This is a genomic window from Acidobacteriota bacterium (assembly GCA_016716435.1).
GTDB lineage: Bacteria > Acidobacteriota > Blastocatellia > Pyrinomonadales > Pyrinomonadaceae > OLB17.
Genome location: JADJWI010000003.1, coordinates 173,164 through 196,822, shown reverse-complemented (window position 1 = coordinate 196,822; position 23,659 = coordinate 173,164). Strand labels below are relative to the sequence as shown.

The following is a 23,659-nucleotide window of genomic DNA, read 5'->3' as shown; positions in this document are numbered from 1 at the left end:
TGAAAAAAATGCCCGAAAACACCGCAGAAAATCCCGCTTTGCTTTCCTTAAATTATACGACGAAAAAGAGAAAAGGTTTGAACTAAAAGGTTTTCCAGAAACTAAGACCGGATACTAGTCAGGATTCTCGAGAACAATAAGGTTTACGACGCCAGCAAGCTTCCGCCGGTTCTCGATAAGCCGAAGACCGGAGGAGACCGCAACTTCGGCGGTCCGGCGGTTGAAATGATCATCGATCAATGCGACGGTCGCAAAATTCACGACGTCAAAAACCCGACCGAGCAGTCCCGGCGGCCGAACGTGTTCGAGCAAAACGACGCTGCCGCCCGGGCGGACAACTCTGCGAAGATCGGCAAAGGCTAATTCGGGTCGCGGTATCGAGCAAAAAACTAGCGTCGCGAAGGCGGCGTCAAATGAATCGGCCGCAAAGGGAAGCTCTTCGGCATTGGCCTGGATCAGTGCGTTGCCGCGTGCCTTTACGGCGGCAAATGCGAGCATCTCGCACGAGATTTCGCTCGAGACGACGCGTTCCGGCAACGCGTAAAATTCAAAGTTCGCCCCCGTTCCCGCACCGAGCTCGAGCAGGCGAGAGCCTTCGGGAATGAGCGAAAGAGTCTCCCGCCGCCAGCGGCCGAGGAACCGCCGCTCGGCCGGCGCGAAGAGCCGATCGTAAAACCTAGCAAAGCTATCGTAAACAGCCATTGATCACTTTTATCTTACACCCGGGGCGTCGCAGATCTCGTGCTAAACAAGTGAAATCTTTCCGCTCCGCTTGCGGCAACGCATCAATGTGGTTAAATCTCTAATGTTACGTATATGGCACGCAAAGGCACGATACTAGTCTGTGACGATGAAGAAATAATGCGCGACGTGCTCGAGACCATTCTCTCGGGCGCGGGTTACAAGGTGGAACTTGCCCGAACGGGCGAGGAAGCGCTCGAGCTCTATCCGACGCAGACGTTCGATCTTGTGCTGATGGACGTTTCGATGCCGGGCATGGGCGGCCTGACCGCGCTCGAGGAGCTGATCAAGCTCGACCCTGAGGCCGTCGTGCTGATGGTAACGGCCTTTGCGACGTTCGATACGGCGATCTCGGCGTGGGAAAAAGGCGCCGAGGGCGTCATCCGCAAGCCTTTTCAGAATGAGCAGATCCTCAACCTCGTCGCGAAAGGTATAAGGAAACGCAAGAAAGAGGAAGAGCGGCAAACGCTTCGGCAGGCGATGACGCGGTCCGTAAGCCGCGATGCCATCGTCGGGCGTTCGGAGAAGATGGAAGACATCTTCCGCTTGGTCGAACGCGTTGCGCCGGCCCGCTCGACCGTCTTGATCACCGGCGAGAGCGGGACCGGCAAGGAGCTTGTCGCAAAGGCGATCCACGAAGCGAGCCCGCGTGCGGACAAGCCGTTCGTCGTGGTCAATTGCTCGAACATTCCGTCTGAGCTTCTCGAATCGGAGCTTTTTGGGCATACGAAGGGAGCCTTTACCGGAGCGATCGCGGCAAAGAAAGGGCTTTTTGAGGTTGCTGATACGGGTTCGATCTTTTTGGACGAGATCGGCGACCTGCGGCCGGAGTTGCAGGTTCGGCTGCTGCGTGTGATCCAGGAACGGGAGTTTACGCCGATCGGCGAGACCGGAACGACAAAGGTTGATGTCCGGATAATCGCCGCGACCAACGTGGACCTGAAAGAGGCGGTCAGGAACGGCACGTTCCGCGAGGATCTTTACTATCGGCTTTCGGTCGTACCGATCGAGCTTCCGCCGCTCCGCCAGCGTCCCGAGGACATTCTTCCTCTGACGAAGCATTTCATCCGCAAATACAACGCCGAGAATGGCCGGGAGATCACCGAACAGATCTCATCCGAGGTGCTTTCGCTGCTCGAGAACTACAACTTTCCCGGTAACGTCCGCGAGCTAGAGAACGTGATCGAGCGGGCGGTCGTCATCGCCACGACCGACGAGATAACGGTTGAATGCCTCCGCCCCGAGGTTCGTTCGCCAGAGCTTGTTCAAGAGCGGATGGACGAAGCCGAGGGAGCGTCCGGCGATATCGACATCTCCCGCGGCGTGAACTTCTATGATGAGGTGAAACGGTTCGAGATCGATCTTATTCGCCGGGCCCTTGAACAGACCGGCGGGCATCAGTCCCGGGCCGCCCGGCTATTGGGGCTCAACGCCACTACGCTCAATTCGAAGCTAAAGACATACCAGATCAAGCCGCGGCTCTAATGCGCGCGCGCCCCGCGATCCGAAATAAATGAAAAAGCGCTCGCACCTAACGCGGGAATTCAAGATTTTACAACTTGTTCAGATTTTTGAAGAAAAATCCGAACCTAAGAAAGCAACCCGGCCATTGCTGGCGTCAACGGGCGGCATAAGTAACCAAATTTCAAGCGTTTATCCGACTTACGGCCATTTGGCACGCGAATTGACTCATTGAAAGGCCAAGTTACTTTTATGGAGCCGACTTTTTGTGGACAAAACGCCGTAAAATGCCGCTCCCAAGTCAGATAAAAACCCTTTAGGAGGACTCATGAGAAGATTTCTGTTGTTTGTTGCGATCCTTACCCTCGGGGCCGGACTCGCTTCAGCCCAGCTGACCTCGAGTACAATTCGTGGTACGGTCTCGGGCCCGGACGGCCTCGTCCCAGGAGCGACTGTCGTGCTTCGCGACACCGCCACCGGGCGTGAGACTACCGTTACGACGTCAGGTGCGGGTGCTTATACGTTCCCGAACGTTGTCGTCGGAACCTATACCGTCACCGTTACAGCCCCTGGATTCAAGACCGCGACCATTGAGAATGTGGTCGTCGAGGTCAGCCGTGCCGTTACTCAGGAAGTAACGCTTGAGATTGGTGCGGTTGAAGAAACGGTGACCGTTACGGCGGGCACCGAGATCGTAAACACCGCTGACGGTAAGATCGGAAATTCGGTCAACCGTAAGCAGCTCGACGATCTGCCATCGCTCGGCCGAAACCCGCTTAACTTTGTCCCGCTTCAGCCGGGAGCTGCATCGAACCCGAGCCAGAATACCGTCATCAACGGTGTCCGCACCTCGGGCACGAACACGACCATCGATGGCGTGAACGTTCAGGACAATTTCATCCGCTCGAACGCAACCGACTTTTCGCCGGCTCGTCCGACCGTTGACGAAGTTGAAGAATTTCAGGTCGCTTCGCAGTCGAATGCCGATGACGGCTTTGGCGGAGCCCAGATCCAGTTCACCACCCGCCGCGGCGGCAACAAGTTCAATGTTCGTTTGTTTGAATTTAACCGTAACGATTACCTTGCGGCGAACGGATTTTTTAATAATGCTCAGGGAATCGAGCGTCAGTTCCGCAATCTGAATCAGTTTGGCGGCAACGTCGGCGGACCGATCATCAAGAACAAGGCGTTCTTCTTTTTCTCGTATGAAAAGCTGATCGACCGTCAGCCAGCGTTTCCGGTGCAACTTAGCACAACTCTGACCAACGCAGCCAGCCAGGGTATCTTCACCTATACGGCAAATGCTAACGACCCGGGCAACGGGATTGTGCAGGGCCAGATCGTTCAGGTAAGCATTCTGAACCCGGCACTCGGAACGGGCATTATTGCGACCAACCCGGTCGTCCAGAGCCGTTTTCTCGCAAATCTTCCTTCGGGTAATTCGACCCAGGTCGGCGACCAGCGAAACACCACCGGATTTGCGGTGAATCAGATCTTCAACCCGGAGCAGACCAACTATGCGACCCGCGTTGACTACAACGTAAACTCGCAGAACACGATCAACGGTGTTTTCCGGTTTGTCCGCCAGGACATCCTCCGTGCTGACATTGACAACGCTTTCAACAACAGCCCGCGCGTTACGCAGCCCTCGGTCAATCCGTTCCTTTCGCTCGGTTGGACCTGGGTTCCGTCGAGCCGCTGGTCGAATGAACTTCGCGGCGGCTGGTTCAATAGTGAGCCGGTCTTCCTTCGCTCAGATGCGAATCCTGCAAACTTTGTGAACATTCCGCTGGCAACGAACCCGGAAGTAACGTTCCAGGACCAGGGCCGCATCGTCGATACCGTTAACCTGCAGGACAACGCCACGTTCATCTTCCGGAACCACAACTTCCGGTTCGGCGGGCAGTTCCAGTCGGTTCGTATCGACGCTTTCAATGATGCAGGTATTGTTCCGACCTTCACTATCGGAACGAACCTCAACACGCCGCAGATCTCCACCGCTCAGTTCACGAACTTTGCCCTCTTCCCGGGCGGCGTTCCGGTTGCTCAGCGTGGGGCCGCCAATGCTCTTCTTGCTCTGCATGGCGGTATAATTTCTGCTGGTGCGCAGACCTTCAACGTTGAGACTCAGGATTCGGGTTTTGTCGATGGTGCAACACAGCGTCGCCAGTTCGAGTATGAGATCTATGCTTTCTACTTCTCAGATCAGTGGAAGGTCCGTCGTGATCTGACGGTCAACCTGGGCATTCGCTACGATATCTACACGGGGCTGCGCAGCTCGAACGGACTCGCTCTGGAGCCTGTTTTTGCGAATAATGACGACCCGGTATCGTCCCTGCTTGACCCGAATGGTACCTACCAGTTCGTCGGTGGCAACATCGGCAAAGAGGGCCAGTTCTACAACACGGACTTCAACAACTTCTCGCCGATCCTGAGCTTTGCTTGGAATCCGGACGTAGAGAACAGAATACTTAAGACCATCTTCGGTTCGAAGCCGGTCTTCCGTGGCGGATACCGCATCAGCTACATCAACGACGAACTCGTTCGTGCTCCCGACAATGCATTGACCGGTAACCAGGGACTTGCATTGGGTGTTGCTGCTATCAACCCGAACACTAACACTACGGCGTTGAACGAGCGGATCGACAATCTTCCGACGATCCCGACGCCGACCTTCACCGGCCCGAACCGGACGTACGTACAAAACAACCAGATCGCCGGACTTTTCGGTACCGTTTTTGGTGTCGATCCGAACATCCAGAGCCCGCTAGTTCAGGAATATTCCTTCGGCGTGACTCGTGAGATCGGTTGGGACACTGCAGTCGAGATCCGCTACGTCGGAACCCGCAGCAATAACCTGCTTCGCGGTGTCGACTACAACCAGGTGGATATCCGTGCAAACGGTTTCCTTGATGACTTCAACCGGGCAAGGGGCAACCTGCTTCTTTGCCAGGCAACTGCAGGCTGCAACACGGGCGGCAACTATAACCCGGCCGTTACCGGCAGCCAGGTGTTGACGGTTTTCCCGAACCTCGTTGCAGGTGGTCTTCTAACGAACTCGACCGTAGTCGGGCAGCTGGTCGCCGGCATTCCTGCCGACCTTGCGATCATCTACAAGACGAATGGCCTTGAAGGAACGGTCAACTTCCTTCCAAACCCGAATACGGGTGTGGCTGACCTTCTCGAAAACGGCAGCAGGTTCAACTACAACTCGCTTCAGGTCGATGTTCGTCGGCGGTTTACCGATGGCCTTAGCCTGAACGCGAACTACACCTTCTCGAAGAACCTGACGGATGGTCAGGGAACCGGACAAACACGTTTTGAGCCGTTCCTTGATATTCTGCAACAGGATCTTGAGTATTCGCGTGCTGATTTTGACCAGACCCATACGTTCAACGTCTTGACGACCTACGAACTCCCGATGGGTCAGGGCAAGCGTTTCTTCAACAAGGGCGGCCTGACGAATACACTTCTAGGTGGATTCCAGATCGGCGCGATCTTCAAGGTTGGTTCGGGTGCCCCGATCACCTTTACGGATGCACGCGGTACACTTAACCGTGCCGGCCGTTCGGGACGCCAGACCGCACTCACGAACCTTACAGCCAGTGAGCTGCAGAGCCTGGTAGGTATCTATCGCACCCCGAATGGTATCTTCTTCCTTCCGCCGGCAGTTCTTGGCCGTAACGCGGACGGAACGATCAATTCGGCTGCGGGCGGAACGGGCCGTGGCGCTAACGGTTTTGACACTGCGACCTTCGCGGGTCAGATCTTCTTCAACAACGCACCTGGCCAGACCAGCGGCTTGTCGAGGGCGGTCGTGACCGGACCGACCACCTACATCCTTGACCTTTCGCTCATCAAGCGCTTCCGCTTCGGTGAAAGGTTTACGGTTCAGGTTCAGGGCGACTTGTTCAACGCGTTCAATACCGTTAACTTCGTCCCCGGACAGTTCCTTGATATCAATGGAACGAACTTCGGACGCATCAGTGCAACTACCGCACCTCGCGTTTCGCAGCTCGCTCTCCGTATCGAGTTCTAAACTCAATAGGCTGAAAGGCCGATCTTGCAAGGACGGAGGCCCTCGGGCTTCCGTCCTTTTTCTTTTTGTTGCGGTGAAGTAACCAGAAAATGGGGTGTTCAAAATAGCTGTTTTGCGGATATAATCATCTGAACACACCGAATGTCCCTAAGCCACGGCAGCACGCAGAACCTCTCGATCGTACCGCTCGGTGCGGGTGACCTTATTGACCGTGCGACCCGCTTTTACCGCAAATATTTCACAACGCTCTTTTTGATCGCCGCTCCGCCGGTGGTTGCCGGAACCCTTTTCTCGGTCGGTTGGCTGCTGCTCTCGCGAATGATCTTTTTCACGACCGAGGCGTACGACCCATTTGAATCCGGTGCATTTGCCGCGTTCTCGTTTGTCGGAGCACTCGCGATCTGGTTCACACAAACCGTCGCGACTCTGGTCGTAATGGGCGGAGCCTCGCGCAACTTTGTCCGCCACCTGCTCCACGGCGAGCCGATCACGTTTGCCGATACTTATCGAAACGCATGGAGCCGCTTCTCCGGCCTCGCGGTCGCCTCGGCGATAATTGTCTCGGTGCTTTCGGCCATCGGGTTCGTTATTGTTTTCGTCGGCGCTTTCGTCTGGCTATTGGTGCTTGGGCTTCTGGCTATTGTGCTTGCGAGCATGCCTTCGGCGACTGCGGTCGTTAGCGTGATCGCCGCCATCGGAGCGATGGTTACGGTCTTTATCGCATTCTCGTTCGTTGCCTGCCGGTTTGCATATGTGCCGCAGGTGATGCTGGTCGAGGATGAGGGTGTTTTTTCGTCGATCGGAAGGAGCATCAATCTCGCCAACGGCACATCGCTCCGCTTCGCCGCTCTGCTCGGGTTCACGACCGTCGCCACTTATTCCGCTTTGGCCGTGCTCTATATTCCGCTTATCTGGTACGCGTGGATCGCCGGTATCGACTTCGGCCCTTTCGCCGAGGCCGTTACGCCCGCCTGGTTTGAGATAGCCTCACAGCTGATCTGGCAGGCGAGCCTTATTGTGCTGACGCCGGTCTGGATGATCGGGCTGTGTTTACTTTATGTTGATCAGCGGGTGCGGCTTGAGGGTTATGATATCGAGCTAATGGCTAACCGCCGGCTGGGCGAGATACCTGACGTGCCCGATCAATACCTTAATCCGCTGCAGCCGGCTCTCGGGGCTAGGGCCGAGCCGAAGGGCGTACCGGCCGCGACGCAAAGCTCGCCGGGCTTTACCACGCTCGGGCTTAAGTGACGATGCGATTTCGCTTACCATTCATCGCTATTTTGCTGATGTCACTTGCCGCCGCGGCGAGCGGGATGAGCCTTGCCGAATATCGCGAAGCGGTCGATGAGGCCCACAGCCACGCGATCGACATCATCAGCGAGATCCGCGACGGCGAAGATGGTTACTCAGAACATGAACAAGAGTGCATAGCCGAGATGCGCCGGCTCTTGCCGCCAGAGCTTGACGTCGATACCGGCTTCGGTAAAGAGAAATTCTCACACGCCCGGCTTCATGAGCTGCTCAAGCAATACGAGTCAGCGGCCGACCGCCGCTCGCGAGCGGTGATCGCGGAGGAGATCGAGGAGACACTTTCGGCCGCACTCTGGAAGCTGAAAGAGATCGAAAAGGCCGCCGAGACCGAGCGTACAAAGGACGAGGAAAAGCGAAAGCTCGCCGAGATCCTTAACCGCGAGGAATTTCAAAAGCCTTCGGGCGACGAGGAGAGTTGGCTGCAGAGGCTGATCCGCGAGTTCATTGACTGGCTAATGGGACTGCTGCCGAGCGGCGGCCCCCGGCCGAGCGTTACGGGCTCGCCGGTGCTGGCAATGCTGCTCCAGGTTGTCGTTATCGGTGCTGCGGTCGCCGCGATCGCTTACGGGCTCTATAGGCTTGCTCCGGTGATCTTCCCAACGCTCCGTCGGCGAAAGCGTGAAAAGGACGGCGAACGCGTAATTCTCGGCGAGACCATCGGCGAGGACATGACGGCGAAGGATCTGCTCGCCGAGGCCGAGGCTTTGGCCGCGAAAGGCGACCATCGCGGTGCGATCCGCAAGGGCTACATCGCGCTTCTTTGCGAGCTGAGCGACCGACGGCTGATCGGGCTCGCTCGCCACAAGACGAATCGCGATTACCTCCGCGACCTTCGCCGCGAGGCCGAAATTCACCGCCGGATGCAGGGGCTGACCGGCATTTTTGAACGTGCCTGGTATGGTTCGGGCGGTGCCGATGGCAGTGCCTGGACCGCATTCAGCACCGAAGCAAGGGAGACGATCCGGCAGACCTGAGGGCAATGAAGCAAAGGCTTTTCATCGTGCTTGCTCTTCTCGTGCTCGGCCTTCTGATGGTCGGGCTGAACGCCGTTTCGTACGTCCAGAAGGTCCGCGAACCGGATAAGGAAATGACCCCGATCCGCTCGACCTATCACCCCGGAGCGACCGGCACGAAGGCTTTTTACACCTTGCTTGCCGAGACCGGCCGCGAGGTGACGCGGTGGCAGCGGCCGCCGGCCGAGCTCCTCACCGAAACGCGGCAACAGCCCGCAACGCTCGTTATGATCGGCCCGTTTCGCCGCGAAGTGAGCGAGGACGACACCTCGATGATACTTAGCTGGGTCTCGAGCGGCGGGCGGCTTGTCATCATCGACCGCGATCCACCGAAGCAGCTACTAACTACCTCGCTTGGCTGGACGCTTGAGGCAAAGCCCGGCGCGGACGCGGGTATTCTTTCGGTCGATCCGGCAAATCCGGCACAGATGACCGCGGCAACTCCGGCATACCGGCCTAACCTGCCGAGCCTTTTGACCCGCGGGGTCAATGCCATTCAGCCCTCGCGTTTCGCTTCGGCGGCCGAGGTCACGAGGGCACCGGTGGCCGCGATCGATGCAGAAACCGCCGAAACTTACGAGGGCGAAACTTACGAGGCACCGGCCGACACCGGCACGGGTTCGGATTCTTATTCGGGCCCGACGCCTGATCCGACGCCGTTCGATTTTTACACCGCGGAACCGGAAAGCGACGCCAATTCGGCACCGCCTCCGCCGCCCGTTGCTGCCGAAACACCGCAGACTGAAGCACCCGATCAGGCCGACGAGACGCCGCCGGACGATGCAAAGACGTGGTTCACGGCGCCGTTTGTTCACGTGACGGCGTCGGGCCGGGCGTTTGTAGTTGATTTTCCTTACGGCGAGGGCGAGATCGTTTACGTAGGCGACCCGTATGTCGTCGCAAATGGCGGCATTACGGCCGCCGACAACGCCCAGTTTGCCGTCAATCTCGCGACCGCACGCGGCGGGCTCATCGTCTTTAACGAGTACCATCACGGCTACGGCTCTGGGAACAATCGCGTCTTCGAGTATTTCGCCGGGACGCCGGTGATCGCCATACTTCTGCAGCTAACGGTGCTCGGGCTATTCGTCGTGTACTCGCGAAGCCGTCGGTTTGCCCGGCCGGTTCCGGCTCCTGATCCGGATCGGCTCTCAAAGCTGGAATACGTCGGTGCGATGGCCGAGCTGCAGCAGCGGACGAAGGCGTTCGACCTCGCGATGGAGAATATCTACGGCGATTTCCGCCGGCGGGCCGCACGCCACTTTGGTATTGATAATACGACGACCTCGCGGAAAGAACTTGCCGCGATGATCGCCGAACGCACCGGCCACGACGCCGGCGATGTCGGAACACTGATGCAGAAATGCGAGGACATCGTCCACGGCGAGCCGACCGATAAACGCGAGTTGCTAAAGCTTGCCGGAAGCCTTCGCGAGCTTGAAGAAGCGATGCGGCTCTCGCGGAGCAGCAGGCGGAGGATATAGCCGCGTGGGAATGCAGACGCTCATTGGTCTTATCGCATTGTTCTTTGTAACGAGTGCCGTCGGGGTCGTGACGGGCAGCAATTCGCTGATCACGGTGCCGGTGATGTTCCAGTTCGGCATCGATGAGAAAGTGGCGGTCGCGACCAATATGTTCGGGCTGACATTTATGGCTGTCGGTGCGACCATTCCCTTCCTGCGAACGGGAACGCTCGAGGTAAAGCGGCTCTCGCCCTTGATCGCCGTAACGTTGGTCGGCTCCGCACTCGGGGCGGCCTTGGTCGGGATGATGACCGGCATCGGGTTGAAACTCGTCGTCTCAGTAGCGATGATCGCTATCGTGCTTTTTACGTTACTTGGGCCGCGGACGAATGGAGCCAAAAAGGCGAACAGCGAATGGTCGCTGACGGCCTTCGGGCTTGTGGCGACGTTCCTACTCGCCATCTATGGCGGGCTTTACAGCGGCGGCTACGTTACTGTTTTGACCGCCGCGTTTGTCGCGTTTTTCGGGATGACGTACGGCGGCGCGATCGCCGCGACGAAGCTCGTGAACGTGTTCTCATCCGGGATTGCCACGCTCGTTTTTATGTGGCAAGGTCTAGTGGATTACAGGCTCGGGGCCGTGCTTGCGGTGACGATGTTCGCCGGGGCATACGCCGGAGCGTATTTTGTGACGAAGATGAACGAGGCGTGGCTGCGAGGCATATTTATCGCGACCGTGCTTTTGCTGGCGGTCAAGCTGATCGCCGATCTTTTCTTAAATTGATGATGCTGCAATATACACCCAATACCATCGCACATATTTTGAACGAACTGCGGAAGACCATCGTCGGCCAGGACGAGGTCATCGAGCAGATCTTGGTGGCAATTCTTGCCGAGGGCCACGCACTGCTCGAGGGCGTTCCCGGCACGGCGAAGACGCTGATGGTCAAGACGCTGGCCGAGATAATCGGCGCGCGGTTCTCGCGTATTCAGTTCACGCCTGACCTGATGCCCTCGGACATCACCGGCACGAACGTCTTCAATATGCAGACGTCCGAGTTCACGCTTCGCCACGGGCCGATCTTTACGGACATCCTGCTCGCCGACGAGATCAACCGGACACCGCCGAAGACCCAGGCCGCTTTGCTTGAGGCGATGGAGGAGCGGCAGTCGACCATCGACGGCGAGCGGTATCAACTCTCGCCGCTTTTCACCGTGCTGGCGACCGAAAACCCGATCGAATACGAGGGCACGTATCCGCTTCCCGAGGCACAGCTCGACCGTTTTCTGCTGAAGATCATCATCGATTATCCGCAGGAAGCGGACGAACGCGAGATCGTCGCCCGCTGGGACTCGGGATTTAACTCGCACCATTTGGAACAACTCGATATTCGCCCGCTTGAGGATGCTGCGGCCATCTCGCATTGCCGGCACGAGGTTCGAAATATGCGGATGGAGCCGGGCGTGCAGAAGTATATCGTCGATATCGTCCGCCGGACGCGAAGCCACCCGACGATACTCTATGGCGCGAGCCCGCGTGCCTCGATCGCACTGCTGCTGTGTTCAAAGGCGCTCGCCGCCATTCGCGGCCGCGATTTTCCGACGCCCGACGACGTCCGCGACATCGCTCGCCCGGTGCTCCGCCATAGGCTTGCCTTGCGGGCGGAGGCCGAGCTCGAGGGGGCGACGACCGACGCCGTTATTTCGGATATTCTGAAAACAATAGAAGTGCCGCGATAAAGCTGCCGCTATCGGCCGGGCTCATCGCCTGAAGGCCCATCGTCCCGCGACGGTGCGGGCGTTCGGGTGGGTGGAGGCGTGTTTCGCGGCGAGGCGGCGGGACGCGGCGTCGCGGCCGGAGCGGTATTCGCGGTGTTCGCGGGCGTTGTCGGGCGAGTGTTGGTGTTCACATTCGCGTTGCGGCCGGGGCTCGGCGAGCCAGTGGGCTGCGTATTCACATTTGCCGGCACGGGCACGAGTATCACGCCGCCATCCGGTGGCATAAAGGGGCTGCCGGTCCGCGGGTCGATGTTATACATCTCGCCGCCCGGCGGCACATAGCTCGGAGCACCCGGAGGCGGAACGCCTGTCGCCCAGGGGTTGTAGCCATCGCCGCCCGGCATGGTATCCGGAGCCGAAAGCGACATGTTCGAATTTCCGTCGAGCGAATAGGCCGGCATCACGGCGAGCTGCTGCTCTTCGGTGCCGGTCGCCGGATTGATCGGCTGGACCGGCAGGCCATTTGCGTCCGGCTGGAGCGCGGTTGCCGGGTCGGTCTTTGGGCTCCAAGTCGCATAGATCAGAGCACCGCCGAGAGCGGCCGTTCCGATCAAGACCATCGCCGCCGTTGCCCAAAAGTTGTTCTTCTTTGCCGGTTCCTGAACTACCGCTGCGGGCGAATCGCCAAAGGCAGCCGAAAGCTCGCCCATCAATTCCGCACCGGACTGCTGACGCATCTCGGGGCTTTTTGAAAGGGCTTTCAGTATCACCGGCTCAAGCGTCGGCGGCAGGTCCGAGCGAAAGGCGGAAAGCGGCGGCGGAGGTTCCTCGATATGCTTGAGCAGCACATCGGTCGGCTTCTCGCCTGAAAAAGGAACCGTACCGGCCATCATTTCATAGATCACCACGCCGGCCGAATAAATATCAGAAAGAGCATCGGGCGAATCTGTTCCGGAACACAATTCGGGTGCGAGATAAGCGAGTTCCGACGGAGCGGCTGCGAGCACGTCGCCCGTCCGCTCAAGCGGGCCGAGCGAACCGATGCCGGCGACCTTGGCGATAGCAGCAGATTCGGCCACTTCGGAAAGTAAAATATTGTCAGCGGTCAGGTTGCCGTGCGTACGGCCCGAGGCGTGGAGCGTTTCAAGAGCGGCGGCGATCTGCTTGCCGATCTCGACCGCATTCTCAACCGGCATCTTCCCGCCGCGGGCGATGGCCTGGCCAAGCGTTTCCGGGTTGGCGGCATCGCAGACGGCGTATGAAATGCCGGAGCCGTCGATGCCGAAATCGAGCACGTTAAGCATGTTCGGGTGCTCGGCCGCCGAGGCGGTCTTCGCATTCTTACGAAAGCTCTCGCGAGCCTTCGCATCGGCGTCGGCCGGCAGTACGAGAAGCGTCACCGGCTTTTCGATCAGTGTGTTTTCGGCACGATAAAGGTCGCCCTCCGGGCCGCTCTTAACCAGCCCGATAAGCTTGAATTTCTCGGCAACGGTCTGTCCTGTAAGGTCGTAAGCCATTTCGTATTAGAACGATAATATCCTATGCGGGTTGCACTTAAGACGCAACATCGCGGCCGCATGTGGAAAAAATGAAAAGAAAATGCGGACCTAGGCGCCTGAACGCCCGGTCCGCATTCAACTTTTCGGCACTTTCTGCCGTCTTCGATTAAAGCTTAACGAAGACGATGAGCAGTGCGAAGAGCACGAGCGACTCGATAAGTGCGAGCGCGATGATCATGATGGTCTGAACGGTCGAAGCTGCGCCCGGGTTGCGGGCTGCGCCTTCGGCCGCACGCGAACCGACGAGTCCCTGGCCGATAGCGGCGAGGCCGGCGGCGAGGCCGAAGCCGAGTCCGGCCGCGATTGCCTTATACGACGCAACGGTCGAGTCGTTGTCGGCCGCACCCTGTGCCATTGCCGGCAGGGCGACGAGAGCGATGGTAAGGACCGCGTAGGCGATCTGTTTGATCTTGTTCATTTTAAAAGGTCTCCTGTTTGTATTTGATCTAGAAGAACCGCCCGTTGCCTGCTTTGCCGGTATTATTTCGCCTCGCTTCCGGTATTGCCTGATTTCTACTCGCGTTGGAGTCAGGCCGCCTGTCGCGTGCGGGCATAGCTGCTATAAAACGCAGGTTCCCGGTCCGGATTCTTCTATTGTGTTACGCCCGTAGGCGTTCTTCGCGGGGCATTTAACGCACCGCAAAAACCTTATGCATGCGCCGCGGCCACGTGGCCCTCGGCATGCTCGTCGTGGTCGCCATGATCGTCATGGTGATGCGTCACCTCGCTAACGTAGATCGACGAAAGCAGGGTGAAGACCAGCGTCTGGACAAACGCGACGAAGACCGCCAATACCAGCAACAATGCCGGAAGCAAGATCTGCGTGTATGGCGGATAAAGATTTGAGATCTGGAAATAGATCTGCTCGTCGGCGTAAAGGTTCGCGAAAAGGCGAACGCCGAGCGTCAGCGGCCGGATCATGTTCGAGATAAGCTCGATCGAAAAGATCAGCGGAGTGATAAAGATCGCCATCAGCAGCGGCAGCTTCGGGCCGGAAAGATGGCCGATATGCTTCAAAAAGCCATTCTCGCTTATACCGACGTAGTTATAATAGACGAACGACGCGATACCGAGTGCAAAGGTGACGTTGACGGATGCCGTCGGCGACATGAACAGCGGGAACGTACCCATCAGGTTCGAGATGAGCACCAGCACGGCAAAGGTCGCGATGACCGGGAAATACTTCATCCCGTGCGGCCCGATCACGTTCTCAACCAAGTTTGCAACGGCAAGATAGCCCGCCTCGAGCGTCATCTGGCCCGGCTGCGGATCGTCGCCCGAGAGCTTGCCCTTCAGTAGTCCGATTACCGCCACCGCGAGAATACAGGCGATGACGAACATTATCGTGTACCAAGGAACGGCGTTCTCGGGGGTATAAACACCGAACATCGTTTCCGCATCGGTGCCAAAGTTCGAGAAGAACTTGTCCCAGATGGGCTTGGTGTAATTGATCTGAAAATTATAGAGCGGCTCGCCGATATAGTAATTGACGAATTCGACGATCAGCGGTGTCGGGTGCTCACCTGCAAATAAAAGCATTATTAAATATCCTTCCTGTTAGAGAAGCTTAAAAAAATCTGTATCAAACCTTCCGCGACTACGGCAAAGCCGAACGCGGCCATACCGAGAATTACCGGAACGATCGGCAGCACATCGCTTACGTAGATAACCGCGATGACCGCACCGAGAGCAAAGTACCGGGCCAAATATCTAAGGGCCGAGATACGCGGACGCTCGCCTTCGGGCGTACTTTCAAAAACCTTCTTGAGCGAGTATCGAAGCCAGAAATAGCTAACAAATGCGAGCAGAACCCCGACCGCAATTCCCGCCCCGAACCTTATCGAGCTAAAGATCGCCCCGGCAATCGCCGCGACCGCGCCAAGCACAGCCATCAAGATAAGCAGCCGCCGATGCTGGCTCGGTATCAGTTCAGCCGCGTCCGGCGTACGGAGATCGTCCGGTTCGCTCATTCAAACCCTCAATTTTACTTTGCCTTTGGTGAAAGTTCAATCCTCGCGCGGCAGATAGTCCGGGCGGGGTGGGTCTTCGGGTGCGGTTTCGGCGGGCGGAAGCATGATCGGCGGAGCGGGCTCGGGCGTTTTCGCGGGCTCATCGGCCGAAAAAAGTGATGTCGTCTCGGGCGGAGGTGCATTCCGGCGGAAGATCTCACGATTGATGCGAAAGAGCTGGACAAACCCGATGACCGAGCCGATCACTACGCCGACAACGATGCCCCACGGAGCACTCCCGAGTAGCGTATCGGCCAGCCAGCCAATGACCAGCATAAAAAGTATCGAGCCAAAGAACGTAATGCCGACGGACCATGCAAGGCCGGACATTCGAATGCTCTCGCCTGCGGTCGGCGGTTCGTAAGGTAAAAGGACTGTTGGTGTTGGTGGTTCCGAGGGCTCACGGCGTTCGTAAGCAGGTTCGTCTTCGTGCGGTATCTCGATGGAGGGCTCGGTCCGCCGAGGCTCATCAAGCTCAGGCTCCATGCCAAAAATGCCGAGCACTTCGGGCTCGCGGGTGCGGGCCTTTTTCTCCTCCACCGGATCGGGCAGGTCGCTATCGAGAAAATTCTTGATCATCGCCGGATCGTGGCCCCACTAATTCGCAAGCGCGGGCCACATATATCCGAAGAGTCTATCCTGAATCTGAAGATTAGTCACCAAACGGGTGTGGGTCTCACACTGAAAGATCTCCGCGGCGATCGGGACGACGGGCTCGCCGCCGCGTTTCAGCGTGCTCTCGCCGGCAAGCGAACGTTTCGTTACGACACCGTCGCCAACAGAAAAGAGTAACTGTTTCAGCTCCTCGGACTCGATCTTGGTGCCGTCGTCCCGTTTGAACGACTTTGGCTCAAACTGGGTTATCCAGCGGTCTTTTTTACCATTCTGGCGGAGGATGAATGCGTTCGGTGTTTCCTTGCAGTCCGCGCCGAGCAGGTAAAACGTTACGGGAATGTTGTCGCGGCCCGGACGCGAGATCGCCGCCTGAAAGTCCTTTGCCCGTTTGAGCACGGCACGGAAATAGAGCCGGGCAGTGCGTTGCTCTTCCTCGCTGAACTTATCTGCAAATTTCTTGTCTTTCCAGATCGCCCAGTCATACTCTTCCCACGTCGCGGGGTCGAAGATATCAAGCTCGATGGGCTTCAGCTCTTCGTCATAGGCCATTAGGCTGCCTTCGTGCGGCAGGAGCTGATATATCGACTGCGTTGTGAAAACGTCAAAGCGGTCAATGTCGCGGACGAACGGCAAATTAATGCCGTTGATGATCGAGATCCCGTTGATCAAGGCATCGAGGGCCCTGACCGAGCCTTCGTTCGGCGTCCCAAGCATAAAGACCTTATCGAGATGCTTTGAACCGGCCCAGGTCGGACGGACAGTTCCGCTGCGGAGTTCCGCATCGCCGTACATCGCGGCATAGCGGGCAACGAGTCCGCCCATTGAATGGGCGATAATGTTGAACTTAAGATCGGGTTTGCCGAGTTTTTTCTTTAGCTGTTCGACATCGCGGATGAGCTTTCGGGCGGTCTCTACGTTATCGACCCGCCAGTCGTAGGGGAAAACATAGAAGGTGTCCTGGTCGTCGCCGGGCTTCGGGTCGTCCCACTTTGCTTCGCGGTAACCTCCGCGTTTTTCGAGCGATTGAATCAGTTGGTTGTAAATCTCAACCTCGGGCAGGAACCTGAGGAGTCGAACGCCGCGGATTATGTCGCCGGGGACGAGCGAATCGCGGTTCTTCTTAAGGTCGGGCGAGATCGGGAGGCGAATGTCGTCGTCCTTATCACGACCGCGGGTGAACCAAACAAGTTTGTCCGTCTTCGAGTTCTTGAGCTCCGAGCCCGTGATACCGGGAATGATTATGAGCGGGGCCTTACCGGCCGGCGGCGGAGTTGGTGTGGCTTCGGGCTCCTTATCTTGCGCGAGGGTAGAGGGAGCCACAAAAAGCACCAGAACGAGAAATAGGCGAAAAATGGGCAGAGCAGTATTCATTACGGTCATAACAGTCATCACGCCTCAGGCGTCATTAATTCCCACAGGAATATACCACTCTTTGGTGCTAACGGTGCGCAAAAGGTTGTTATTATTGATGTTTGGGGAAAACGGCCGTCGCTTCGTGAGAGACAAGACGGTACCGCGTGCCCCTCCAAATGATCTCCCGCGAGAGCAGAGCGGCGACGCAATTTGCGAAGAAGATCGCCGGTGTGAAGAGCCAGAGCGTGTACTGCGAGAACTGCTGGCGGCGAAGCTCGGGCCCGAACTGCGGCAGGGCGAGCCGGACGGCGTAGAGGCGAAGCACGGCCTTGCCGACGGAAAAGAATGAGACAAGAAACAGAGTTGCGAGAGCCGCCCAGACGGGAACGCCGTTGGCCTTGCTCAGAATGGCGATCAGGATCGCCGCGGCCATGACGAGATTGAAAAGCCCCGAGCCAAAGAATGACATCAGCCAAAGCTGCGGCATATAGACCCGCGTGATCTTCATCTGGCGGTTCGTGAATTCGAAAAGCTCGCGGAAAGTGCAGCTTTCGACCGAAGCGGTTAGCGCCTGCGGTACAAAATGGATGCGAAGCCCCGCAGAACGCATCGCCCGCGTAACGGCAAAATCGTCGGAAAGCGTGCTCTGCCATTTGTCGCGCATCCCGATGCGTTCAAACGTGTCGCGGCGGATGGCCATCGAACCGCCCCAGGTGAAATTGCTTTTCTCGTTCGGGCCGAGCGCAGAAGCGATCGAAGCGTTCCATGCCGAGCGAAGTTCGGAGGCGAGCGTCGGCTCTTCGGAGATGAACCAGCGGTAACCGGTCGCGGCACCGATGGTTTCATCGCGGAGCGGTGCGACGAGGGCACGCAGCCAGCCGGGCGAGGGGCGTGCATCGGAATCAACAAAAACGAAAACCTCGCTTCTCGGGTCGGCATGGAGAACACCTTCGCGAAGGTTCTCGACCTTTTGGCTCGATCCGTTCGCTTTCGGTGCGACGACCAATTTGACGTGCCGCTCGGCCTCCTGCCACGCCTGCTCGATCACGCCGGCGGCCGGGTCGTCCGCGTCGTCGATGACAAAGATGACCTCATACTCGGGCAGGTCCTGATCGAGCAAAGCGTCGAAGTTCGCGAGCATCCCCTCGTCAACACCCTTGCACGGAGCGATGATCGTGACCATCGGTTCCCACTCCGAAGGCGGCTTCGTCAGCTCCTCGCGAAAGAAACGCAGATACTCAACACCGCCGCGGAACGACTTAAAGCTGAACCAGACGAGCAGAATCGACAAAAAAAGTAGCAGCAACTGGATGATCATTCTGGTGAAATTTCGGCGATTGACTGGATGACGACACGATAGACCGAATTTGATATCTCCGAAACGCCAAAATAGATCATGAATCTTGAACTGCAGCTACTGCAATCGACTATGAATACTGACGGCCATCCTCCGTCTTGTGATTTGCCGACGATGTTCATTTCGAAATAGTCCTTTATCAATTCCACGTCTATTTGATCAATTTCGTCTTCCCATGTGTAACAGTGCCGTATTGCATCTGCGAAAGAGAGCGCTACCTTAGCCGAACACGTCGGGCACGGGAAACTGTAATGAGAGGACGTGCTGTCTAGTGAGTCGTAATCGGCCCGCCTCGAATAGCTTGGCACCAACAGTTTTCGCAGGAACTTCATTTTCTCAGAGCCTCTAGGAGGTGGCTTAACTCCAAGACCGATCTCTCCGTTGCTCCGCGGTTCGCTTCGATCACAGCCCGGGCATTTCGGGCAAGTTCAGCGCGTTCCTCGGGTTCTTCGAGCAGGTCCGAAATATGCATAAAGAGGTCGTCGGGAATGGCCTCGTTCGATTGTTCGGGAAGCCGGATGACGGCGTTGTTCTTGAGGAAGACACGCATCACGTCGGCAAAATTGAACGTATGCGGGCCGGTAATGATGGCATTACCTGCGGCCGCGGGTTCGAGCACGCTCTGGCCGCCGTGCGGTATGAGCGAACCGCCGACGAACGCGATCGACGTCAGCTGATAAAGAGCACGCAGCTCACCGATCGAATCGAGCAAGATGATGTCGGCTTCGGTGTCTGCATCGCTCGGTGCATCGCTCCGCCGGGCGGTGCGATAGCGCTTGAATTCGCAAGCTTCGTCGTCGCGAAATTCACGAAGCAGCCGAGCCACATCACCGAACCTTTCCGGGTGCCTCGGGGCGATCACGAGCCGCGGTTTTTTCTTCGCTTCGCCCGCAAGAATCGAGCAAAAGGCATCGAGCAGCCATCGCTCTTCGGGTTCGTGTGTGCTTGCGGCGGCGATGACCGGCCGGCCGTCATCGAACCGAAAGCGTGCGTTTAGCTCCGCTGCGATTTCCTGCTCCCGTGGGTCATCGGCGATGTCAAATTTTATGTTCCCGGTTACCTTCGCTTTTGCGGCGGCGAGCCCGAGCGAGATGAGGCGGTTGGCGTCGTCACCGCCCTGCATCAGGGCGAGATCCACGTCCGCGAGCACGCGTTTCAAAAAGCCGTTCACCTTTCCATATCGTCCGAACGAACGCTCGGATAGCCGGCCGTTGACTATCGCGACCTTCGCCCCGCTCTGCTTCGCTTCGCTGATGAACCGCGGCCAGATCTCGGTCTCCATCAGCAGAACAGCCGCGGGCTTGAAGTGGTTCAGAGCCCGCCGGACAGAGAATTTCCAATCGAAAGGGAAGTAGAAAACGGCCTCAGCCTTGCCTGCAAAGATCTTCTCCGCGAGCTGCTGCCCGGTCCTTGTTGTGGTTGAGATCACTACTCGATGGCCGGGAAATTCGCTGAGCAGTCCATCGACCAGCGGCCGTGCCGCATTCGCCTCGCCGACCGAGACGCAGTGGAGCCAAATGACCTTCCGGCCGTCGTGTTTGAATTCGGGATAATTTCCGAGCCGTTGCTTGAACCCCGCGGCATACTTCTCCCGCCGCACGAGGAACAGCGGCAGCATCAGCACGAATGCGGTCGAAAGCAAGATGCTGTAGATGAAGTACATTGCCGAACCTGAGTTTACATAAAAATGCAGAGTTTAGAAGCGGCTCCAAACTCTGCAACTTCGCAAACTCTACAACTCTGCAACTACTTGACCCTTTCCATATACCGCGATTCTGTGGGGTTGACCTTGATCTTTTCGCCCTCGGCGACGAAGGGCGGCACCATTAGCGTTACGCCGTTTTCGAGCGTTGCTGGCTTGTTTGAGTTTGAGGCGGTCGCACCTTTGAGCTGCGGTTCGGTAGTGGTGACGGTCAGCTCCATCGAGGCCGGAAGCTCAACGCCGATCGGTGTGCCGTTGTAAAACTCGACCTCGATCGTCAGGCCTGGCATTAGCCACTGGGCCGCGTCGCCGAGTTCTTCTTCGGTCAGCGCCACCTGCTCATAATTCTCCTGGTTCATGAAGTGGTGATGCGAGCCGTCAGAATAAAGATACTCCATCTTTAGCTGCTCAAGAACGATGCGCTCGAGCGCCTCATTCGAGCGAAAGCGGTACTCGAACGAATTGCCCGTGAGCAAGTTACGAAGCCGCGCCTGAACCATCGCCCGCAGATTGCCGGGCGTGTGGTGATGAAAGTCCATCACCTTAACCGGTGCCCCTTCGTGGAGGATCACCATGCCTTTTCTCATGTCGGTTGCTGAAATTGCCATAGATGTTGTTTGAAACTAATGTCGAAAATCGAACTCAACAGTGTATTAAATGCCTGTGAAAAAGTTAAAAAGGGGAAAAGTGAAAAAGTGGGAATGTTAGAAAGTGAAAAGGGTAGAACTTAGACTTGGAAAACATTCGCCGGCCGCTGAACGGTCCACCCCTTTTTCACCTTTTCACTTTCTTACATTTTCACCTTCTTACGCTCCTTCTTTCTTGAACGGCAGCGGTGCGGGTTCTTCGCCCGGTTTCGGATAGTCCTTTTTCATCATCTCGTAGATGCCGATGATCTGTTGCTGCCAGGTTTTCGAATCCTCGTGGTTCGGGTCGATCTTCAGGGCCCGGCGGTAATCGCCGAGGGCCGCGGCATATTGCCGAGCCTCGGTCAGCGCAAATCCGCGTTCGTAATAGGCATCGACCGCGGCGGCCTTTGCGGCCGTGTCGTTCGGCTTGGCCTTGAGATTCTTTTCGGCATCGGCGATGGCCTTGTCAAGATCGGTTGTGTCTATCGGGTCGCCATTTGCGCTCCATTTCCCGCCGGTCGGCTTGACTGGCCCAACCGGTTTCTCCGGCATGTTCTCGAAAGTATGCTGCGTCGTCGGTTCCATTTTCTCGGCACGCAGCGGTGCGTTCGCGGTGTTGTCCGCTGTGGAAGTGTCGGCCGTTCCGGAATTGCAACCGGCGGCAAAGAGAGAACCTGCAATAATGACCAAAGAGATCTTCTTCATAAATGTCTCCAAAAAACAACTAATTTTAATCGGCATAGGGCCGCGTTTGAACTACGTATATTCTACCGCGCATTATGCCCCATTCTATATCCTGCGGCACGGAATCAAAGGCCGCGGTGATCACCCGTGCGGCTTCGACCAGCCGCCGGACATCGGCATCGCTGACCACACGGCCGTTCGGCCCGGCGCATTTGTCCACGACCTGCTTCAGGTCTCCGCGGGCATCAAAGCGAAGTGCGTTCTCCTGATCGGAGAGCGTAACGACCGAGATGGAATTCGTCTCGCCGAGGAAAAGTATCTGTTCCGGGATGCCGCTGTTGTTGACCACCCGCGAATTATGTCCGCAGACCGAGCTGATATAAACGGCATCGCCTTTGACGTTGTTGTAAGGGTCTTTGGTGATGAGCACGCCGCCTTTTTCCATATCGACGCCGACCTGTATCAGGGCCGACATATAAACGTCGTCCTGGCTCACGTAGTTACGAACGCGCGATTCATATGCCCGTGCGTTCCAGAGCGAACCCCAGACCTTCTTGATACCTTCAAGCATCTGGTCGGCGGTGCGGATGTTGAACGCGCTCGAGTAAAGCCCGGCACCTGAAAAATTCGGCAGGTCCTCGGCATTCGACGAACTGCGGACAAAGACGGGGGCGTAACCGAGCTGCTTTTTCCATCGCAAAAACACTTGCCGGCGAAGTGCTGGGTCGATCGTGCCCTTCTGGATCGCGGCCTGAAGTTCTTCGAGTTTCTGCTTTCGGTAACGCGGGTTGTGGATGAAATCGTAATCCTCGAGCAGCTTTTCAACGACCTTGTCCAGGCCGTTGTCCTTCATGAACTTGTCGTACCAAAAGAACGGGATCGAGAAGCCATCCGGGACGGTGATGCCAGGCACTTTGGCGTGAAAGATCTCGCCGAGATTTGCGGCCTTTGCACCGAAGGCGACGCTGTCCGTCCGCCGCATTTCCTTGAGGCCGGTGAGCTTTGTCACGGCCATATCGACCGGCGGTATCTGCTGGTCCGGCGACCTGAAATCGGTTCGGAGCAGTTCGGTATCGGCCGGGCGAAACTTGTACTCGGTCATCGTCGCCTCAAGCTCCCAGACGAAAGAATGCTTGTCCTTAAAAAGCTTGTCGGCGTCCTTGATGTAAATATTCGGAATGTTCCAGCCCTTAGCAAGGATGTTGACGTGCGAAAGCGGCGACGAAGGCTTGGCAACGATTATCCCGCGAACCGGCGGCAGCGACATCGGTAGCTCGCGAAGCACAAGGATCTCGTTTTCCCCGATCTCGACCGTGTCATCGAGCTTTTCGATGACGTGGATACGCCCGACGGCACGGCCCGGATTAAGGGCAACATACTCCTGATTCTTAATTATCTCGCTCTGCAGCACCCGCGGAAACCCGAGCCCGGCCGAGAGATCTTCTTGCCGCGTCGAATTCGGCTTGTACGCGACAGCGGCAAAGAATGTTCGGTTGATGACCTCGTGTGCCGTTTTCAGGTGCTCGGCGGTCGCCATATCGCCTTCCCAGATCTCCCAGGTGTATTTATCGACCGTCCGCTGAAAGGCGACCGTCCCGACGATGAATCTTCGGTCCTCATCGATGTAAACCGGTTTGAAGACATCGGCACCGCGCGGAACTAAATATGTCGCGAGCAGAAAATCTTTATGAAAGCGGTAGCGGTTCGAATCGGCGTAGTAGATCCGGTTGCCTTCTTTGCGGTCGATAAAGAACATCGCGTGCGGGAGCGAGTAAGGCGTTTCGGGGTGGAGGGTCCGGGCGACCTTTGCAAAGTCTTCGGCCGAGCCGACGCGCGGGAGCGAAAACTTTTCGGCGATCTCCGCCGGTTCAAGGGCAACGTCCTGCGCCGCTACGGGAAGCGCGGTAGCAAACGCAATGGCCAAAAAGATAACGGCCGAAACGGCGTGCCGTCTAAGATAAAAATTGCAGGAATGTTCAGCCCGGAGTGTTCGCATAACGC

At 57.3% G+C, this 23,659-nt stretch carries 19 protein-coding genes; 7 read left to right on the top strand and 12 right to left on the bottom strand.

What is annotated here, in order from left to right; all coding sequences use genetic code 11:
* Positions 1-114 precede the first annotated feature (114 nt).
* Entirely contained in the window at positions 115-702 is a 588-nt protein-coding gene (locus tag IPM21_04040; protein ID MBK9163071.1) for a methyltransferase domain-containing protein, read from the bottom strand.
* 114 nt (positions 703-816) lie between these two features.
* Here IPM21_04040 and IPM21_04035 point away from each other — a divergent pair, with 114 nt between their 5' ends.
* From IPM21_04035 to IPM21_04005, 7 genes are all read left to right on the top strand, one after another.
* Positions 817-2,226: a sigma-54-dependent Fis family transcriptional regulator gene (locus IPM21_04035; GenBank protein MBK9163070.1), complete on the top strand. Its 1,410-nt coding sequence runs from the start codon at positions 817-819 to the stop codon at positions 2,224-2,226.
* A 304-nt stretch (positions 2,227-2,530) separates the two neighbouring features.
* Positions 2,531-6,241 (top strand): TonB-dependent receptor, encoded by a 3,711-nt coding sequence (locus IPM21_04030; protein ID MBK9163069.1) that lies wholly within the window; start codon positions 2,531-2,533, stop codon positions 6,239-6,241.
* A gap of 141 nt (positions 6,242-6,382) precedes the next feature.
* The gene (locus IPM21_04025; protein MBK9163068.1) at positions 6,383-7,492 is read left to right on the top strand and encodes a hypothetical protein; all 1,110 of its coding nucleotides are present in this window, start codon (positions 6,383-6,385) and stop codon (positions 7,490-7,492) included.
* Between the two features lie 2 nt (positions 7,493-7,494).
* Positions 7,495-8,529: a DUF4129 domain-containing protein gene (locus IPM21_04020; protein MBK9163067.1), complete on the top strand. Its 1,035-nt coding sequence runs from the start codon at positions 7,495-7,497 to the stop codon at positions 8,527-8,529.
* A gap of 5 nt (positions 8,530-8,534) precedes the next feature.
* On the top strand, positions 8,535-10,052 hold the full coding sequence (locus IPM21_04015) for a DUF4350 domain-containing protein (GenBank protein MBK9163066.1): 1,518 nt from the start codon (positions 8,535-8,537) through the stop codon (positions 10,050-10,052).
* 31 nt (positions 10,053-10,083) lie between these two features.
* The gene (locus tag IPM21_04010) at positions 10,084-10,815 is read left to right on the top strand and encodes a sulfite exporter TauE/SafE family protein (GenBank protein MBK9163065.1); all 732 of its coding nucleotides are present in this window, start codon (positions 10,084-10,086) and stop codon (positions 10,813-10,815) included.
* Between the two features lie 2 nt (positions 10,816-10,817).
* Positions 10,818-11,771, top strand: coding sequence for a MoxR family ATPase (locus IPM21_04005; GenBank protein ID MBK9163064.1), 954 nt, complete (start codon positions 10,818-10,820; stop codon positions 11,769-11,771).
* A gap of 8 nt (positions 11,772-11,779) precedes the next feature.
* Here IPM21_04005 and IPM21_04000 read toward each other — a convergent pair whose 3' ends face one another.
* From IPM21_04000 to IPM21_03950, 11 genes are all read right to left on the bottom strand, one after another.
* Positions 11,780-13,267 (bottom strand): serine/threonine protein kinase, encoded by a 1,488-nt coding sequence (locus tag IPM21_04000; protein MBK9163063.1) that lies wholly within the window; start codon positions 13,265-13,267, stop codon positions 11,780-11,782.
* Positions 13,268-13,415: 148 nt separating this feature from the next.
* Positions 13,416-13,727 carry an ATP synthase F0 subunit C gene (locus tag IPM21_03995; protein ID MBK9163062.1) on the bottom strand — a complete coding sequence of 104 codons (312 nt, stop codon included), beginning with the start codon at positions 13,725-13,727 and terminating at the stop codon, positions 13,416-13,418.
* A 230-nt stretch (positions 13,728-13,957) separates the two neighbouring features.
* A complete protein-coding gene (atpB, locus tag IPM21_03990) occupies positions 13,958-14,848 on the bottom strand; it encodes a F0F1 ATP synthase subunit A (GenBank protein MBK9163061.1) in 891 nt (296 codons plus the stop codon).
* Positions 14,849-14,850: 2 nt separating this feature from the next.
* Entirely contained in the window at positions 14,851-15,279 is a 429-nt protein-coding gene (locus IPM21_03985) for an ATP synthase subunit I (protein MBK9163060.1), read from the bottom strand.
* Between the two features lie 36 nt (positions 15,280-15,315).
* Entirely contained in the window at positions 15,316-15,897 is a 582-nt protein-coding gene (locus IPM21_03980) for an AtpZ/AtpI family protein (protein ID MBK9163059.1), read from the bottom strand.
* Positions 15,898-15,915: 18 nt separating this feature from the next.
* Positions 15,916-17,322, bottom strand: a complete 1,407-nt coding sequence (locus IPM21_03975; GenBank protein MBK9163058.1) for a hypothetical protein — start codon at positions 17,320-17,322, stop codon at positions 15,916-15,918.
* Positions 17,323-17,395: 73 nt separating this feature from the next.
* A complete protein-coding gene (locus tag IPM21_03970; GenBank protein MBK9163057.1) occupies positions 17,396-18,604 on the bottom strand; it encodes a glycosyltransferase in 1,209 nt (402 codons plus the stop codon).
* A gap of 367 nt (positions 18,605-18,971) precedes the next feature.
* Positions 18,972-20,306 (bottom strand): 3-deoxy-D-manno-octulosonic acid transferase, encoded by a 1,335-nt coding sequence (locus IPM21_03965; GenBank protein MBK9163056.1) that lies wholly within the window; start codon positions 20,304-20,306, stop codon positions 18,972-18,974.
* Positions 20,307-20,389: 83 nt separating this feature from the next.
* Positions 20,390-20,953, bottom strand: a complete 564-nt coding sequence (gene efp / locus IPM21_03960; GenBank protein ID MBK9163055.1) for an elongation factor P — start codon at positions 20,951-20,953, stop codon at positions 20,390-20,392.
* A 198-nt stretch (positions 20,954-21,151) separates the two neighbouring features.
* Positions 21,152-21,679, bottom strand: a complete 528-nt coding sequence (locus IPM21_03955; GenBank protein ID MBK9163054.1) for a tetratricopeptide repeat protein — start codon at positions 21,677-21,679, stop codon at positions 21,152-21,154.
* Between the two features lie 25 nt (positions 21,680-21,704).
* Positions 21,705-23,654: a PEP/pyruvate-binding domain-containing protein gene (locus tag IPM21_03950; GenBank protein ID MBK9163053.1), complete on the bottom strand. Its 1,950-nt coding sequence runs from the start codon at positions 23,652-23,654 to the stop codon at positions 21,705-21,707.
* Positions 23,655-23,659 lie beyond the last annotated feature (5 nt).

What these genes read in the sequence shown, in the direction of transcription:
- IPM21_03950 (MBK9163053.1), bottom strand. Translation starts at nt 23,654, where the DNA reads ATGCGAACACTCCGGGCTGAACATTCCTGCAATTTTTATCTTAGACGG.
- IPM21_03970 (MBK9163057.1), bottom strand. Translation starts at nt 18,604, where the DNA reads ATGATCATCCAGTTGCTGCTACTTTTTTTGTCGATTCTGCTCGTCTGG.
- IPM21_04030 (MBK9163069.1), top strand. Translation starts at nt 2,531, where the DNA reads ATGAGAAGATTTCTGTTGTTTGTTGCGATCCTTACCCTCGGGGCCGGA.
- IPM21_03975 (MBK9163058.1), bottom strand. Translation starts at nt 17,322, where the DNA reads ATGACTGTTATGACCGTAATGAATACTGCTCTGCCCATTTTTCGCCTA.
- IPM21_03985 (MBK9163060.1), bottom strand. Translation starts at nt 15,279, where the DNA reads ATGAGCGAACCGGACGATCTCCGTACGCCGGACGCGGCTGAACTGATA.
- IPM21_04020 (MBK9163067.1), top strand. Translation starts at nt 7,495, where the DNA reads ATGCGATTTCGCTTACCATTCATCGCTATTTTGCTGATGTCACTTGCC.
- IPM21_04040 (MBK9163071.1), bottom strand. Translation starts at nt 702, where the DNA reads ATGGCTGTTTACGATAGCTTTGCTAGGTTTTACGATCGGCTCTTCGCG.
- IPM21_03955 (MBK9163054.1), bottom strand. Translation starts at nt 21,679, where the DNA reads ATGAAGAAGATCTCTTTGGTCATTATTGCAGGTTCTCTCTTTGCCGCC.
- IPM21_04005 (MBK9163064.1), top strand. Translation starts at nt 10,818, where the DNA reads ATGCTGCAATATACACCCAATACCATCGCACATATTTTGAACGAACTG.
- efp (MBK9163055.1), bottom strand. Translation starts at nt 20,953, where the DNA reads ATGGCAATTTCAGCAACCGACATGAGAAAAGGCATGGTGATCCTCCAC.
- IPM21_04035 (MBK9163070.1), top strand. Translation starts at nt 817, where the DNA reads ATGGCACGCAAAGGCACGATACTAGTCTGTGACGATGAAGAAATAATG.
- IPM21_03995 (MBK9163062.1), bottom strand. Translation starts at nt 13,727, where the DNA reads ATGAACAAGATCAAACAGATCGCCTACGCGGTCCTTACCATCGCTCTC.
- atpB (MBK9163061.1), bottom strand. Translation starts at nt 14,848, where the DNA reads ATGCTTTTATTTGCAGGTGAGCACCCGACACCGCTGATCGTCGAATTC.
- IPM21_04025 (MBK9163068.1), top strand. Translation starts at nt 6,383, where the DNA reads ATGTCCCTAAGCCACGGCAGCACGCAGAACCTCTCGATCGTACCGCTC.
- IPM21_03980 (MBK9163059.1), bottom strand. Translation starts at nt 15,897, where the DNA reads ATGATCAAGAATTTTCTCGATAGCGACCTGCCCGATCCGGTGGAGGAG.
- IPM21_04000 (MBK9163063.1), bottom strand. Translation starts at nt 13,267, where the DNA reads ATGGCTTACGACCTTACAGGACAGACCGTTGCCGAGAAATTCAAGCTT.
- IPM21_04015 (MBK9163066.1), top strand. Translation starts at nt 8,535, where the DNA reads ATGAAGCAAAGGCTTTTCATCGTGCTTGCTCTTCTCGTGCTCGGCCTT.
- IPM21_03965 (MBK9163056.1), bottom strand. Translation starts at nt 20,306, where the DNA reads ATGTACTTCATCTACAGCATCTTGCTTTCGACCGCATTCGTGCTGATG.